The organism is Devosia aurantiaca (assembly GCF_011058215.1).
Taxonomy (GTDB): Bacteria; Pseudomonadota; Alphaproteobacteria; order Rhizobiales; family Devosiaceae; genus Devosia; species Devosia aurantiaca.
In genome coordinates this window covers 729,778-744,921 of sequence record NZ_JAALFG010000001.1, presented here as the reverse complement: position 1 = coordinate 744,921, position 15,144 = coordinate 729,778, and the positions used below count along the sequence as shown (strand labels likewise).

Below are 15,144 nucleotides of genomic sequence, written 5' to 3'. Positions count from 1 at the left end.
GCTGGCCAGGTGATAAGAGCGGCGCAATGACTGCGATCCACTCGAATGCTTCCGCCACTCTGCCCCAGGCCAATCATCCATACAAGGTGATGGCGCTCTACAAATTCGCGTCCCTGCCGGATGCGGAGGCGCTGAAGACCCCGCTGGCGCAGTTCTGCTGCAATCGCGGCATCAAGGGCACGCTGATTCTGGCGCCCGAAGGCATCAACGGCACCGTGGCAGGCTCGACGGAGGCCATCGATGCCTTAGCCGACTACCTTTTCGCCACCGGCCCTTTCGGCACGCGCCTTCAGGGCGCCGAGGTGAAATATTCCTTCGCCGACACGGCCCCCTTTTTGCGCATGAAGGTTCGGCTCAAGCCCGAGATCGTGACCCTGCGCGCGCCGGAAGCGGACCCCTCGAAGGCCGTCGGCACCTATGTCGAGCCGGGAGACTGGAACAGCCTCATCGACCAGAACGACGTTGTTCTCGTCGATACGCGCAACGATTATGAAGTGGGCCTCGGCACCTTCCAACGGGCGCTCGATCCGGCAACGGCGAACTTTACCGAGTTCAAGGACTATGTTGCGCAGAACCTCGATCCTGCGCGCGACAAGAAAGTCGCCATGTTCTGCACCGGTGGCATCCGCTGCGAGAAGGCCTCGTCCTACCTTCTGAGCCAGGGGTTTGAGGAAGTCTTCCACCTCAAGGGCGGCATTCTGAAATATCTCGAAGTGGTCCCGCCCGAGCAGAGCCGTTTCCAGGGCGAATGCTTCGTCTTCGACGAACGCGTCTCGGTCGGCCATGGGCTCGAGCTTGGAAACGCCACGCTCTGCCGCGCCTGCCGCCACCCCTTGACCGATGCCGACCGCCAGCATCCCGACTACCAGGAAGGCACCTCCTGCCCCTTCTGCGCCGGCGACGAGGCCAAGCACCAGGCTGCGGCGGAACGCCAGCGCCAAATGGACCTCGCCCGCCAGCGCGGCACGATGCACCTCGGCGACGAAGCGGCCACTGCTGCCAAAAAGGCCAAGGCCCGCAAAGTCATGCAAGCCGAACAATCGCGCGAGCGAAATCGGGGCTAGGCTACAACCTAGAGCAAGCCAATCAAGATGCCGGCGGCGAACACCAGAGCGCCGCCGAGCGCCGCCACGTTCAACAGCCAGCGCTGACGCCTCTTGGCGTCGGCGCTGCCCACAGTGTCGCCTAGCTGCTTAGCCCACATGGCGTGAGCTTTTTCTTCTGCCGCAAGGTCACAGAAGAGCTTCTGGACGCTTGCCTCGGTCGCTTGCGTCGCCGCCGCCAGATAGAAGCGTGAGGCGCTTTCTTCCAACTTGAGAACTTCCTGCTTCGCCCGGTCCAGGCCGAAATCCTGCATCAGCCAGATCGACTTCCGCGGCAGAAAACCCCGCACATGCTCGCGCCGGATCGGCACCAGGCGCCGGCCAAAGCGATTGACATAAAGATCGAGCAGCCGCCGTCGCTGCTCGTCTTCCGCCGCTGCCATGCCCTCGAACAGGGCAACGCATTGGGGAAACGCGTCACCCAGCCGCGCCGCCAACTCCGAATAGAGACGCCCGTCTTCTTCCTCAGCTGCAATAGCCAGCGACAGGATTTCACGGTCCGACAGGGTGGCGAATTCCCGCCGTAAATCAGGCCATAGGGACAGCATCGGAGGCCTCATAGATTAGAATTATTCTAAAGCAGATTAGAACTGTTCCAAACTTGGCGCAAGCCTGCGGCGTTCCGCCCGAGCATCCCGCTTGAGCCGGACGGCGTGTCGCGCTATGGCTCGCCCATGGCTCCTTCGGCACGCAAAATGACGCGCGAGATCGGCACTGCTCTGGCGGTGCTGGCAATCTATGTGCTGACCCTGCTCCTGCCGCTCCATCAGGCTGCCGCGCAGCAGCGCGATCTTTCCGATCTCGGCTATGCGACGCTTTCGAGCTGGTCTTTCTGCGCCCAGCTGGCGCAGGACGAACAAGGCGCACCGCGCGAGGCGGCAGCCCTTTCCTGCCCGGCGCTCGGCATTGCCAAGCATCAGCTGGCCGCCGTAGTCCCACCTGCGCCCAGCTTCGCGCCGGCTCTCACCACCACGTTGGTGCAATATGCGGCGCCGACGCAGTCCCTCACATCGACGCCACCCGACCATGTCGGCCAATCGCGAGCGCCTCCAGCCTCGGTCTGACACCCATTCTCAGACCCTTTCACACTGGAGATCACGCATGATCCGCACGCTTTTTGCCGTTCTGGCCCTGTCTTTCGCCGCCCCCGCCTTCGCCCATGACATTACGTTTGGCGACCTCCAACTCAATGGCCCCTTCGCCCGCGCCACCCTGCCCAACGCTCCGGTGGCTGGTGGTTTCGTGACCATCGTCAATACCGGCAGCGAGGATGACCGCCTCGTGTCCGCCACCGCTGAAATCGCCAAGGATACCCAGATCCATGAAATGGCGATGGAAGGCGATGTCATGAAGATGCGTCCGCTCGCCGATGGCATCGTCATCCCCGCCGGCGAAAGCGTCGTGCTCGAGCCCGGTGGCTATCATCTGATGCTGATGGGGCTCTCCGGTCCGCTGGTCGAAGGCGAAACCGTCCCTGTCGTCCTCACCTTCGAAAAGGCCGGCACGGTGACGCTCGACCTTCATATAGGCGCTGCGGCAGCCGATGCTCCGGCGCACGAGCACTAAGATGCTGAAAAACCTTCGCATCGTCCTCTGGACGCTGGTGGCGGTTGCCGCCATCGGCGCCACCGGGCTTTATGCCTACACAACCATGATGCGGCCGGCCCAGCAGGCAAGCCTTGGCGATGGCGACTACCAGTTGCGCACCGCCGCGGGCGAACCTTTTACCCGTGCGAGCCTTAATGGCAGCCCGTCCATGGTGTTTTTTGGCTTCACCCACTGCCCCGAAGTCTGCCCGACATCGCTCGCCGAAATGACCGCCTGGTACGAAACGCTCGGCGATGAAGCTAAGGACCTCAAGGCCTATTTCATCACCGTCGACCCCGAACGCGACACCGAAGCCGTGATCGGCGACTATGTCGCCTGGACCAACCACGTCACCGGCATCACCGGTGACGTGGCGGAAATCGAGAAGGCCACCAAAGCTTGGGCCGTTTATGCCGAAAAGGTTCCGCTCGAGGGCGGTGACTACACCATGGACCACACGGCCTCGGTGTTTCTGCTCAACGACCAGGGCGAGTTCGAAGGCACCATCGCCTATCGCGAAGACAGCGCCACTGCCGTCGCCAAGCTGAAAAAGCTGATCGAAAGCTAAGCTTATCCCCTTCTCCCCGTGCGGGAGAAGGGGTTTGGCCTTAAGCCCCCAGGAACCGCTCCATGCGGAACGGCTTGATGTCGATCGCCGTCGCCTCGCCCGTCATCTGCTGCGCCAGGAGTTCGCCCGTTGCGGGCCCCAGCGTGAAGCCATGGTGGGCGTGGCCGATGCCGACGAAAAGCCCCGCATGTTTCGGTGCCTTGCCGATGATCGGCATCATGTCGGGCGTGCAGGGCCGCGCGCCCTTCCAAGGCTGCGGATCGAGCCGCTCGCCCAGCGGGAACAGTTCCCGCGCCGCTTTTTCCGCCTTGCCGAGCTGGATCGGCGTCGGTGCCGCGTCGCGCAGGGCGAACTCGGCGCCCGTCGTGATGCGGATACCGCGCGCCATCGGCGCCATGGCATAGCCCACTTCGGGATCGAGCAGCAGTTGCTTGAGCTCCACGCCTTCAGGCGCCTCATAATGCATATGGTAGCCGCGCTTGACGAAAAGCGGCAGGCGATAGCCGAGCGGCTCGAGCACATCCGGCGCCCAGGGTCCGAGCGCGATCACCGCCTGCTTGGCCCGGATTTGCTGGCCATCGACCCGCGTCGACCAGCCATCCGCCTCGGGTTTCAGCCCATCAGCGGCGCCGCGCACGAAAGTGCCGCCCAGCGTTTCGAACAGCCGGAAGTAAAGCGCCACCAGCGCCCCCGGATCGCGCACCGTCCAGGGATCGGTCCAGTGGATGGCACCGGCCAGGCCGCCGATCAGGCCCGGCTCTGCCGCCTTGAGCTTTGCCCAGTCCATGAGTTCATAGCCGATGCCGAAGCGTTCATGATCCTGGCGCGCCTTCTTCTCCTCGGCTTGGAGCTTGTCCTGACTGCGGAAGGCAAGGTGCCAGCCATAGCGCGAAATCAACGCCTCGGCCTCCGGCCCCACGGCCATGATCAGGTCGGAATGGGTGATGATCGAGCGCCCGATCAGCGGCGCATAATTTTCGACGACGCGGCGATAATGCTCGGGCGAGCTCTCCCACCAATAGCGCAATAGCGGTGGCGCCAGCCTGGGAAGCGCGAGCGGCTCGTATCGGGCGGCTGTGGACAGATGCAGCCCCACCTGCATCAGCGTATGCAAATCGCGGGGAAAGGCGTGCGGCCGGACGCCTTCGCGCTGGATGATGCCGGCATTGCCGAAACTGGTTTCCCGTCCGGGCTCGCTCTTGTCCACCAGCGTCACGCTGCGACCGCGCCGCAAAGGTAAATGCCGGTGGCAATGCCAACGATACCGGCCCCAAGAATAACTACATCGTCCATAAACGCCGCCTTTTTCTGGGAAGCTAATGCACATCGGCGGCATGCGCCACTCCTTGCGACAGCTTCAACCCGTGCAATTGGTGCATAGGCGTTAACCACCCCTTTGCCGTGCAGCCACCTGTGTTGGACCCGCGGCTAAATGACCTGCGTTGGCAGCCCACGGATAAACCAAAAGGAGGCTCGTGCCATGCGCACATCGTGCCAAATCTCTGCGGTTGCCCTTGCTGCCGCACTCATTTCCATTCCCCAGGCCGCCCAGGCCCAGCTTAATCTCGGCGTCAGTGTTGGCGGCGGATCCGGAGGCGGACTCGGCGTTGGTGTCGATGTCGGCGTCGGCAGCACCAATGTCGGTGCCGGCGCTAGCGTCGGCGGCTCCAGCGTCGTCGATGCTGGTGCCAGCGTCAGCACCGGTGGCGGCACATCGGTCAATGCCGGCGCCACAATTGGTGGCGGCAGTGGCGTTGATGCAAATATCGGCGTCTCCACGCCACGCTCGTCGTCGGGCTCCAACACCGCACCCATCATTGACCTCAACGCTTTCCCCACCACGCAACCGATCATCGACGTCAATGCCGTCGGCACCAATGTCACCGTTGGCGCGCCACGCAGCGATGGCGGCGCAGCGGCGCCCGCGCCAGCCCCGGCGCCTGCCCCCGCGCCATCCGAACCGCTGGTCGGCCTGCGCATCTCTGCCCTTGGCGATACTGGACGGCTGGATGCGCTCAACGATTTCGTCGCAGCGCCCAATCTTGGCGGCATCGACCTCGATGAGGTCATCGACGACCGCGCCGTAAGCATCGTCACCACGGCCGAACTTTTCGGCGACGACAACCTCGCCGAGGTCAATGCGCTCGTCGAAAGCAGCGGCGCCGGCCGTGGAGAACTTCTGGCCGCGATCGATGCAAGTGCGGAGCTGGGCAGCATCCTTGATCGCGAGGGTGTCGCCGTCGAAGACGTCTTGGCCCTTTATATCGGCACCGGCGGTGACGCCGAACTCGTGGTCGTCGATGCCGCGGTTGATCTTGCCGAAACGCCGACCTCGGGCGGCACCCTCCTCGATGGCGACCTTGCCGATCTCGACATCGACCTCCTGACCGATGAAGAGCTTGCCGAAATCGACCTCGCCCTCCTGCCCGGCCAGGAGCAGCGCGTCGATGCCGTGATCCGCATTCTTGGTCAGGACAATACGACGCCAACGCCGAGCCCGATCGGTTCGGTCGACGTCATCGACCTCGGCTCGCTGCTCGACCCTGCATCCCTGGCGGACGTCAATGCCGTGCTCGGGGATGACGAGGGCGATCTTGTTCTCAGTGCCGATTTGCTCAACGTGCTCACGACGAACGGGGCCTCTCGCCCGAAGCCGTCGTCGCCATCCGCAATGACGACGAGGGCAATACGCAGCTCTTTGTCGACCTCGGTCTTGGCGAGACGGCTTCGACCGGCGGCGGCAATGGCACTGGCGGCCTCATCGACGAGGACCTCGCCAATGTCGACATCGACCTGCTGACCGATGAAGAACTGGCCGAAATCGATCTGGCGCTTCTGCCCGACCAGGAGCAGCGCCTCGACGCGGTTATTCGTCTCCTCGAAAACGGCAATGGCACCCCGAGCGGCGGCAGCATCGGCCAGGTCGACATCATCGATCTCGATGCACTTCTCGACGACACTTCGCTGGCAGAAGTCGACATTGTGCTGGGCGAGCGCAATGACGATCCGGTCTTGAGCGCGGACCTCCTCGACATCCTCGACGAGCAGGGCCTCTCGCCCGAAGCCGTGGTCGCCGTGCGCAATGACGAGCAGGGCAATACCCAGCTCTTTGTCGATCTTGGCCTCGGCGATGTTGCTCCGGGCGGCGATACGCCCTCCGGCGACAGCATTCTTGGTCAAGACCTGGCCGATCTCGACATCGATCTTTTGACCGATGACGAATTGGCCGAAGTCGATCTCGCCCTTCTGCCCGATGAGGACCAGCGCCTCGATGCCATCATTCGCATTCTCGGCAATAACCCTGGCACGGGCACTGGCGGCACCGGATCCGGCACGGGACCGATCCAGATCATCGATGTCGATGCGCTGCTTGGCGACGACTCGCTTGCCGAACTCGATGCCGTGCTCGGCACCGATCAGGGCGACGATCTTCTGATTACCGCTGACGTGCTCGATCTTCTCGAGGATCAGGGCCTTTCACCCGACGCGGTGATCGGCATCCGCCCGACCACCAATGGCGGCACCCAGGTCTTCATCGACGGCGGACTGGGCAATACCCAGGTTGCAGACGTCACGCTCGATCTTGGTGGCGGCACCGCGACCGATGGCACCGATACCGGTGGGAACACTGGTGGTGGCAACACTGGTGGTAATACGGGTGGCAACACCGGCGGCAACACTGGTGGAAATACCGGTGGCAACACCGGTGGTAGCACGGGTGGCAACACTGGTGGGAATACTGGTGGCAACACCGGCGGTAGCACGGGTGGTAACACCGGCGGCAATGGCGGGAACACTGGTGGCAATGCTGGCGGGAATACCGGTGGCAACACCGGCAGCAATGGTGGCAATGGTGGCGGAAGCGGTTCTGCAGGCGTGGGGATCACCGGCAGCACCGGCGACCTGGTCAATCCGAACGGCGCCCTGACCGCACCTCTCCCGGCAGCCCTGATCGACATCGATCTCGTCGTCGCCGAAGTCAGCTGCGATGTCGGCCTTGCCGCACTTGGTGCCGGTACGCCGATCGAGCCCCAGGACGTCAACCGCGTCCGCACGGTCCAGCTTGTTCGCATCGCCGACTGCGTCCAGACGCTCAGCCAGGAACAGGTCGAAGTCTTGCGCGCGGCAAAGTCGCGGCGAGTGCATCGCTGCGTCAGGGCGTCGTGGAAGCCGGACTTGCCCTCGACCAGATCATCGGCGGCGCTATCGAAGGGTCAAACCTGACCCTTTATTTCGAAGTCGAGGCAGACGCCGCATAATCGTCTACCACCGCCTCTCAGCCGTCGCCTCAGGGCGGCGGCTTTTTTGCGTTCAGCTGCGCTACATAGCCATTAGCACTGGCAGGGACTTCGGCAGCCAGCCAATCGCGGAACGTTCGCAGCGCCCTGGTCTCGCGCCTTCCCTTGGCTGTCGCGAGAAAATAGCCGCTCGGGCCTTCCACCGCATATTCAAAGGGGCGGACGAGCCGGCCATCGCTCACCGCATCGGCGCTCATCATGTCGGCTGCCAAGAGCAGGCCTTGACCGGAAATCGCGGCATCAAAGGCGAGCGAGGCATCCGAATAGACCGGCCCGCTGAACTTGGTTTGGGGATCGAGCTCCATCGCGTTCAGCCAAAGCGGCCAGTCGAGCATCGATGTCCGGTCCTCGATCACCGGCATGCGGCCGAGATCGACCCCCTCGAACTTCGCGAGCAGGTCCGGCGCCGCCACTGGCTGGAAGTCGCGTCCGCCGATTAGCGTCGTCTCGACCCCCGGCCAGTCGCCATGGCCATAGCGGATGCCGCAGTCGATGTCGGCGCGACCCAGGTCCAGCATGGCGCCGGTCACCGTGAGCCGCACTTCGATGCCGCTAAGCGCCGTAAACTTGTGCACCCGCCAGATCAGCCAGCGCGAGGCAAAGACGCTGCCCACCGTGACATTGAGCACGCTTTCATCGGCCGCCCGCAATGCCTTGAGCCCATCCGCAAGCGCCGTAAAGCCCGAGCTCAGCTGCGGCAGCACCTGCTGCAATGCGGGCAGCGGCCGCAGGCCCAACGGCGTGCGCTCGAAAAGTTCGACGCCCAGCCGCTCCTCGGCCCGGCGCAGATGTTGGCTGACCGCACCAACCGTCACACCCAGCTCTTCCGCCGCCGGCGCCAGCGCGCCTCGCCGCGCCACGATCTCGATCGCACGCAGGGCATTGAGCGGAATGGGAAACGGACTAGCCATATAGATTATCTATAACGAGACGCAGACCTTGTCTATTGGCGCGCCAGCACTGGCCTCTCATAGTTGAGTGGCCCACTTATTGGAGACATACAAAATGTCTATCCTGAGCCGGATCATCGCCAGACTTTTCGCCAGCAAGCCACATGACCTTCAGCCCGATTGCCTCCCCTTGCGCGACTGGGCCGACCTCCCCGCCTACCACCCGCGCTGCGACTAAAAGTGAGACCTCATGGTGAGCCTGTCGAACCACGAGGTCGGGCAGCTATTCGCAGATCTGCGCCGTGCAGGTCTGGCCGTGACAGCCGAGATCGAGATGAAGATGATCGCGGTGGTCCGCATTGGCCTCCGGTCCGAGCACCGTGGTAAAGCGCCCGCAGGCTGCGCCATGCGCCTGTCGCAGCAACCGTCCGGCAAATTCGCCATCCGCGGGCCAGTCGCCCTCGACTGTCACCGTCGATCCATCCGCCAGCGTGAAGCCGACGATGTCGAGCGCGTTGGCAAAGCCGTGTTCCGACGTAAATGCCTCGCCACCGCCTACCCGGTCGCGGCACATCAGCGACGTGCCGGTCGTGACCGTCTCGATGGGATTGTCGAGCGCCGTGGCATAGCTATCCACCTCGCGGACCCAATCGGCAAAGGCGCCGGCCATCTCGCAGTTTGTGGTCATCGGGCTCGATAGTCCGATCTCGCGCCCATTGACCCGCACCGCCGTCACCGACAGCGGCGACCGCTCCCCGCAAATGCCTTCGGCGATCGGCGGCAGCATCTCGCCCACCACGATGCCACTGAGCAAAGCCGGACACGCTGTCTGATACACCCGCTCCGGCTCGGGCTCCAAAACCTCCGGCTCCGGCTCTTCAGCCACCACTTCCGGCGCTTCCTCCGGCTCCTCCACCGCATCCGCCTCCTCCGGCCTCGGCCGGGGCAAGGGCGGTGGCTCTTCCGCCGGTGGCGCGACCTCGGGCGGGCGCGGCGTCGTGCGGGGCGCGGGCCTCGGCTGTTCGCGTGGCGCCAATTGCTCCACGAAATCGCCCAGGGGCTTCAGAAAATCCTGCGCCGCGACGGGTACGGCGGCAAGAACGAGGGCAGCGATCGGCAGGCTGAGGACGCGCATGCCCCTTAACGCGCCAAAACACGGCGTTGTTGCCCGTTAACCCCACGGAAACCATCTTTCTCGCACACCGCGCTTCTGCTAGGAGCAGCCCATGACCACGCCCCTCGACCACATCCGCAATTTCTCCATCGTCGCCCATATCGACCATGGCAAATCGACCCTCGCCGATCGCCTGATCCAGACCACTGGCGGTCTCGAGGCGCGCGAGATGAAGGAGCAGGTGCTTGATTCGATGGATATCGAGCGCGAGCGCGGCATCACCATCAAGGCGCAGACCGTGCGCCTCAACTACAAGGCCCAGGACGGGAAACCTATGTCCTCAACCTGATCGACACGCCCGGCCACGTCGACTTCGCCTATGAGGTGAGCCGCTCCATGGCCGCCGTTGAGGGGTCGCTGCTCGTGGTCGATGCCTCCCAGGGCGTCGAGGCGCAGACGCTGGCCAATGTCTACCACGCGCTCGATGCCAATCACGAGATCGTCCCGGTCCTCAACAAGGTCGATCTGCCCGCCGCCGATATCCCGCGCGTCAAGGCGCAGATCGAGGACGTCATCGGCATCGACGCCTCCGACGCGGTCGAAATCTCCGCCAAGACCGGCCTCAATATCGAGGGCGTCCTGGAAGCCATCGTCACCCGCCTCCCCGCTCCCAAGGGCAATCCGGATGCCCCGCTCAAGGCGCTGCTCGTCGACAGCTGGTACGACACCTATCTGGGCGTCGTCGTTCTCGTCCGCATCATTGACGGCACCATGCGCAAGGGCCAGCGCATCCGCATGATGGCCTCGGGCGCCGTCTACGAGCTCGATCGCGTCGCCGTGCAGACGCCCAAACTCATCGAAGTCCAGGCGCTCACCCCGGCGAGCTCGGCGTCTTCACGGCATCGATCAAGGAAGTCGCCGATACCAATGTCGGCGATACCATCACCGATGACCGCAAGCCCACCGCCGAAGCCCTGCCCGGCTTTAGGCCCGCGCAGCCGGTCGTGTTCTGCGGCCTCTTTCCGGTCGATGCCTCCGATTTCGACGAGTTGCGCGCCGCCATGGGCAAGCTCCGCCTCAACGACGCGAGCTTTTCCTTCGAGATGGAAACCTCGGCCGCGCTCGGCTTTGGCTTCCGCTGCGGCTTCTTGGGTCTCTTGCATCTTGAAATCATTCAGGAGCGCTTGAGCCGCGAATTCGATCTCGATCTCATCGCCACCGCCCCTTCGGTGGTCTACGAGGTCGCGCTCACCGATGGCGAAACCATTGCCCTCCACAATCCGGCCGATCTGCCGGACGTGATGAAGATCGAGGAAATCCGCGAGCCCTGGATCAAGGCGACCATTCTCACCCCCGACGAATATTTGGGCGCGATCCTAAAACTCTGCCAGGATCGCCGCGGCATCCAGAACAACCTGTCCTATGTCGGCTCGCGCGCCATGGTGGAATACGATCTGCCGCTTAATGAAGTCGTGTTCGATTTCTATGACCGGCTGAAGTCCATTTCCAAGGGCTATGCGAGCTTTGACTACAAGCTCGATACCCATCGCGTGGGCGATCTGGTGAAACTCACCGTCCTCGTCAATGCCGAACCCGTCGACGCCCTGGCCATGCTGGTGCACCGGACGGTGGCAGAATCGCGCGGCCGCCAGATGTGCGAAAAACTCAAGGAGCTGATCCCGCCGCATCTTTTCGTCATCCCGATCCAGGCTGCCATCGGCGGCAAGATCATCGCCCGCGAAACCGTCCGCGCCATGCGCAAGGACGTAACGGCCAAGTGCTACGGTGGCGACGCCACCCGCAAGCGCAAGCTCCTGGACAAGCAGAAAAAGGGCAAGGCCAAGATGCGGCAATACGGGAACGTCAATATCCCGCAAGAGGCGTTCATCAAGGCCCTGAAGATGGGTGATGATTGAGCTGTTGTTACCGATCCGTAGCTGATTGCCCGAATCTTACGAAACTTTAGGATAATGTTAACCAGCGCGAACTCACTCTGAGCAGCAGGACTGCTGGGGCAAAGTGTTGACATTGCTTGATAAGCTCATCGCTGAAGCTGCGGCCTCAGGCGGTTCAGAACGAGCGAACTACCAGCTTTTCATCTCTGGTCTTTGCGATGTGCTAGGCGTGCCGGGCCCGGCGATGAGTCAAGAAATCAACGCTCGCAATGACTACGTTTTCGAGCGCAGCCTCGATTATCGCCACCCTGACGGCTCCACCACCAAGCTCTATGTCGACTGTTACAAACGTGGTAGTTTTGTACTCGAAGCCAAACAATCGGCCCGTCGCCAAGCCGACGACGAGCGCCAGACAAGCTTGTTCGGTTCCGAAGCCAACAGCCGAAGAATGGGCCACGCCCGTCGCGGCTCGCGCGGATGGGATCGCGTCATGCGCGCTGCCTACACCCAAGCGGTGGACTACACCCGTCACCTGCCGATTGAACATGGCTATCCACCATTCGTCATCCTCGTGGATGTCGGCCACGTAATTGAGCTTTATGCGGATTTTTCCGGCCAGGGCAAAAACTACGCGCAGTTTCCCGATGCTAAGAACTTCCGCATCTTTATGGAAGACCTGCGAGATCCTGTCATTCAGGCGCGCTTGAAAGCCGTCTGGACCGACCCGCAAAGCCTCGACCCAGCGAAAAAATCTGCGGAAGTCACCCGCGACATTGCCGGGCGCCTCTCAATTATTGCCAAGCGGCTCGAAGGCAAGCATGACCCGAAGGATGTTGCCGAATTCCTGATGCGGTGTCTTTTCACCATGTTCGCCGAGGATGTTGGCCTTTTACCTAAAAAACTAATGGTCGAACTGCTCGAAAAGCTGGTCGACAATCCCACTGCCTTTCCTCCTGCTATGGAGAGTCTTTGGAGGACCATGAACAGCGGCGGCTTCGAGCCCCATTCCATGGCCAGCCTTAAGCATTTCAATGGCGGCCTTTTTGCTCGGCCCAAAGCGCTGCCGCTCGCGCCAGAAGACATTCACGAGCTTCTAGTAGCCGCTCGCATGGACTGGCGTGATGTTGAGCCCGCCATCTTTGGCACTCTGTTAGAACGCGCCCTTGATCCGCGCGAACGCTCCAAGCTGGGTGCGCACTACACGCCCCGCGCTTATGTCGAACGCTTAGTCGTGCCGACGATTATTGAGCCGTTGCGCGCAAATTGGGATAAGGTGCAAGCAACAATCGAGGAAGCCCTCAAGAACGCCGATCTAGCCACCGCCCTGGCCCGTGCCAAGGCTTTCCATCACGAGCTTTGCACGATCCGCGTGCTTGATCCCGCGTGTGGCACGGGCAATTTCCTTTATGTCTCGCTCGAACTGCTCAAGAAGCTAGAGGGCGAAGTACTCGCCGCAATCGAATCGTTAGGAGAAGATCAGTCTCGCCTGATGATGGAGGGCGAAACTGTTTCGCCCCGCCAATTCTACGGTCTCGAACTAAATCCTCGCGCTGTGCCAATAGCCGATTTGGTGCTGTGGATCGGCTATCTCAAATGGCAGCTGCGAACGGCGGGGCCCAACGCTATCTCGGAGCCGGTCCTGCACGCCTATGGCACAATCCGCCAACAAGACGCAATTCTCGCCTATGACAGCAAGGAATTGGTGCGTGACGAGGACGGCGTCCCGGTGACCCGTTGGGACGGCGTGACCTACATGATCCATCCGGTCAGCTTCCAGAAGGTACCAGATCCGGAAGCCCGCATCGAGATTTATAGATATCGCAATCCGCGTCCAGCCCAATGGCCCGAAGCAGAGTTTATCGTCGCCAATCCTCCATTCATTGGCAATAAGCGGATGCGGGATAGGCTAGGTACCGGCTACGTTGATGCCGTCCGCGAAGCCTATGGCGATCTGCCTGGTTCGATAGACTTTGTACTGTACTGGTGGGCGAGAGCAGCGGCTGCCGTTGGGGCCGGCAAAGCAAGAGCTTTAGGTTTTGTCACGACGAATAGCGTCAACCAGTCTCTAAATCGCCCTGTCTTGGCGAGGTACATCGGCGCTCAAAGAGGTGGAATACACCTGACTTACTGCGTGCCAAATCATCCTTGGGTGGATGATACCGAGGGAGCCGCAGTCAGGGTTGCTATGACTGTCGCCGCACCCGGCGACGGCGTAGGAACACTGGAGAAAGTTCTTCAGGAACGCGCTAATTCGGACGGATACTTCGATGTTCTAACCCATGCGTCAGTGGGGCACATATCTGCGGGCCTTCGAATAGGCGCAGCTGTAACTTCATCTGGGACACTCATTCAAAATGATTTAATTGCCCATCAGGGTGTAATCACTGTGGGCTCAGGCTTTCGCCTAAACGCAGTCGCAGTAGCGAATTACCATGATGAAGTTAGAGAGGGCTTGGTGCGCCCCTACAAAATTGGTAGCGATCTCCTTTACGGCTGGGACGAAAAGTACGTTATCGACGCGAACAAGTTCTCAGAAGCCGAATTGGCAAGCAATTATCCAAAGATATACCAGCACCTTTCAGACAATGTTCGCCCTTCCAGAATCGAGAACGCTGACCCTGTTTTCAAGGAGCAATGGTGGCGTTGGGGCCGTCGGCGGCCAGAGCTAATGGATCAAATATCCACCATCAAGCGGTACATTGCCACTTGCCGTACGGCAACACATAGACTGTTCAACTTTGAGCTGAACTCCATTGTGCCTGATGCGAAGATCATTGCCATTGCATCATCCGATGGCGCTTTCTTGTCCAGCCTCAGCTCTAGAGTTCATCTTCTCTGGTCTGAAGATTGGGCAAGGCTAGGTGTGGGTGACGATTCTAATTATAACCACAGCGAATGCTTCACTACGTTTCCGTGGCTTCTCAGAAACGTTGACTTAGTCGACCTCGGCGAACGTCTCGACGCATTCCGCAAGGAGCGCCTTGCTGCGCATGATTTTCTAACCATGACCGGGCTCTACAACGTGCTCGAACGTGTCCGCGAGCTTGACTGGAAAGCCGGCGCCGGCCGTCACAGCGACAGCGCTGCGCAGATCGAGCGGCTATCCGATAAGGAACGCGATATCTATGAGGCTGGGCACATCGCCATACTCAAGGATATTCATGACAAGATCGACACCCTAGTTCTGGCTGCCTACGGCTGGTCCGATCTCGCTCCGCGTCTTGTAGGCCGCCCCGGCGCGACAACGCCCAGCCCTTATAAAACCGATGACCAACTCGCCGCCGAGGAAGAGTTGCTCACCCGTCTCGTCACTCTCAATCAGGAACGCGCCGCTGAGGAAGCGCGCGGTTTGGTCCGATGGCTGCGACCCGACTATCAAATTCCGAAGCTTGGCCACAAAGTTGCGCGACTTGATGGCATCCAGCAGGAAGCCGACATCGCCATTCTGCCGGTCAGCGACAAGCCCAGATGGCCCACCAGCGATACTGAACAGATTAACATCCTTGTCGACCTCCTCCGCAAGGCTCCCTCGCCTGTCCCGTCTGAAATACTTGCCGCCACTTTCGATGGCCGCAACACGACTAAGCGCCGGGACCGCGTCGCCTCGCTGCTCGTAACCCTGACCACTATCGGCCTTGCCCGTTCCGGACGCATGGAAGGCCAAGATCGTTACTTTATCCCTCGATAGG

At 61.6% G+C, this 15,144-nt stretch carries 11 protein-coding genes and 2 pseudogenes; 9 read left to right on the top strand and 4 right to left on the bottom strand.

All coding sequences use genetic code 11. The annotated features are described in order from the left end of the window. Positions 1 to 26: 26 nt before the first annotated feature. The gene (gene trhO, locus G5575_RS03905; protein ID WP_164533172.1) at positions 27 to 1,064 is read left to right on the top strand and encodes an oxygen-dependent tRNA uridine(34) hydroxylase TrhO; all 1,038 of its coding nucleotides are present in this window, start codon (positions 27 to 29) and stop codon (positions 1,062 to 1,064) included. 8 nt (positions 1,065 to 1,072) lie between these two features. On the opposite strand, the gene G5575_RS03900 is transcribed toward trhO, so the two are convergent. Next, positions 1,073 to 1,651 carry a ferritin-like domain-containing protein gene (locus G5575_RS03900; protein ID WP_164533171.1) on the bottom strand — a complete coding sequence of 193 codons (579 nt, stop codon included), beginning with the start codon at positions 1,649 to 1,651 and terminating at the stop codon, positions 1,073 to 1,075. 147 nt (positions 1,652 to 1,798) lie between these two features. On the opposite strand from G5575_RS03900, the gene G5575_RS03895 reads away from it, so the two are divergent. Genes G5575_RS03895 through G5575_RS03885 form a run of 3 tightly spaced genes read left to right on the top strand, consistent with a single transcriptional unit; the run spans position 1,799 to position 3,258 of the window. Beyond that, entirely contained in the window at positions 1,799 to 2,167 is a 369-nt protein-coding gene (locus G5575_RS03895) for a hypothetical protein (RefSeq protein WP_164533170.1), read from the top strand. A gap of 37 nt (positions 2,168 to 2,204) precedes the next feature. After that, entirely contained in the window at positions 2,205 to 2,669 is a 465-nt protein-coding gene (locus G5575_RS03890; RefSeq protein ID WP_235935553.1) for a copper chaperone PCu(A)C, read from the top strand. 1 nt (position 2,670) lies between these two features. Beyond that, the gene (locus tag G5575_RS03885) at positions 2,671 to 3,258 is read left to right on the top strand and encodes an SCO family protein (protein ID WP_164533168.1); all 588 of its coding nucleotides are present in this window, start codon (positions 2,671 to 2,673) and stop codon (positions 3,256 to 3,258) included. Between the two features lie 40 nt (positions 3,259 to 3,298). Here G5575_RS03885 and G5575_RS03880 read toward each other — a convergent pair. Next, positions 3,299 to 4,551 (bottom strand): annotated as a pseudogene (locus G5575_RS03880) (NAD(P)/FAD-dependent oxidoreductase). 187 nt (positions 4,552 to 4,738) lie between these two features. On the opposite strand from G5575_RS03880, the gene G5575_RS03875 reads away from it, so the two are divergent. Together G5575_RS03875 and G5575_RS19220 are read left to right on the top strand one after the other, a co-directional pair. Continuing rightward, positions 4,739 to 6,058, top strand: a complete 1,320-nt coding sequence (locus G5575_RS03875) for a hypothetical protein (protein ID WP_164533167.1) — start codon at positions 4,739 to 4,741, stop codon at positions 6,056 to 6,058. A gap of 182 nt (positions 6,059 to 6,240) precedes the next feature. Next, positions 6,241 to 7,482, top strand: coding sequence for a hypothetical protein (locus G5575_RS19220; protein WP_207632981.1), 1,242 nt, complete (start codon positions 6,241 to 6,243; stop codon positions 7,480 to 7,482). 64 nt (positions 7,483 to 7,546) lie between these two features. Here the strand turns inward: G5575_RS19220 and G5575_RS03865 are convergent, their stop codons facing one another. Beyond that, entirely contained in the window at positions 7,547 to 8,467 is a 921-nt protein-coding gene (locus G5575_RS03865; RefSeq protein ID WP_164533166.1) for a LysR substrate-binding domain-containing protein, read from the bottom strand. Positions 8,468 to 8,561: 94 nt separating this feature from the next. Here G5575_RS03865 and G5575_RS20960 point away from each other — a divergent pair, with 94 nt between their 5' ends. Further along, positions 8,562 to 8,684 carry a hypothetical protein gene (locus G5575_RS20960; protein WP_268904371.1) on the top strand — a complete coding sequence of 41 codons (123 nt, stop codon included), beginning with the start codon at positions 8,562 to 8,564 and terminating at the stop codon, positions 8,682 to 8,684. A gap of 45 nt (positions 8,685 to 8,729) precedes the next feature. Here G5575_RS20960 and G5575_RS03860 read toward each other — a convergent pair whose 3' ends face one another. Next, positions 8,730 to 9,581 (bottom strand): extensin-like domain-containing protein, encoded by an 852-nt coding sequence (locus G5575_RS03860; protein ID WP_164533165.1) that lies wholly within the window; start codon positions 9,579 to 9,581, stop codon positions 8,730 to 8,732. Between the two features lie 91 nt (positions 9,582 to 9,672). Between G5575_RS03860 and lepA the strand changes: the two are divergent. Both lepA and G5575_RS03850 read left to right on the top strand, forming a co-directional pair. Beyond that, positions 9,673 to 11,476, top strand: a pseudogene (lepA, locus tag G5575_RS20955) (translation elongation factor 4). Between the two features lie 106 nt (positions 11,477 to 11,582). Next, entirely contained in the window at positions 11,583 to 15,143 is a 3,561-nt protein-coding gene (locus tag G5575_RS03850) for a class I SAM-dependent DNA methyltransferase (RefSeq protein ID WP_207632980.1), read from the top strand. The last annotated feature ends 1 nt before the right edge of the window (position 15,144 follow it).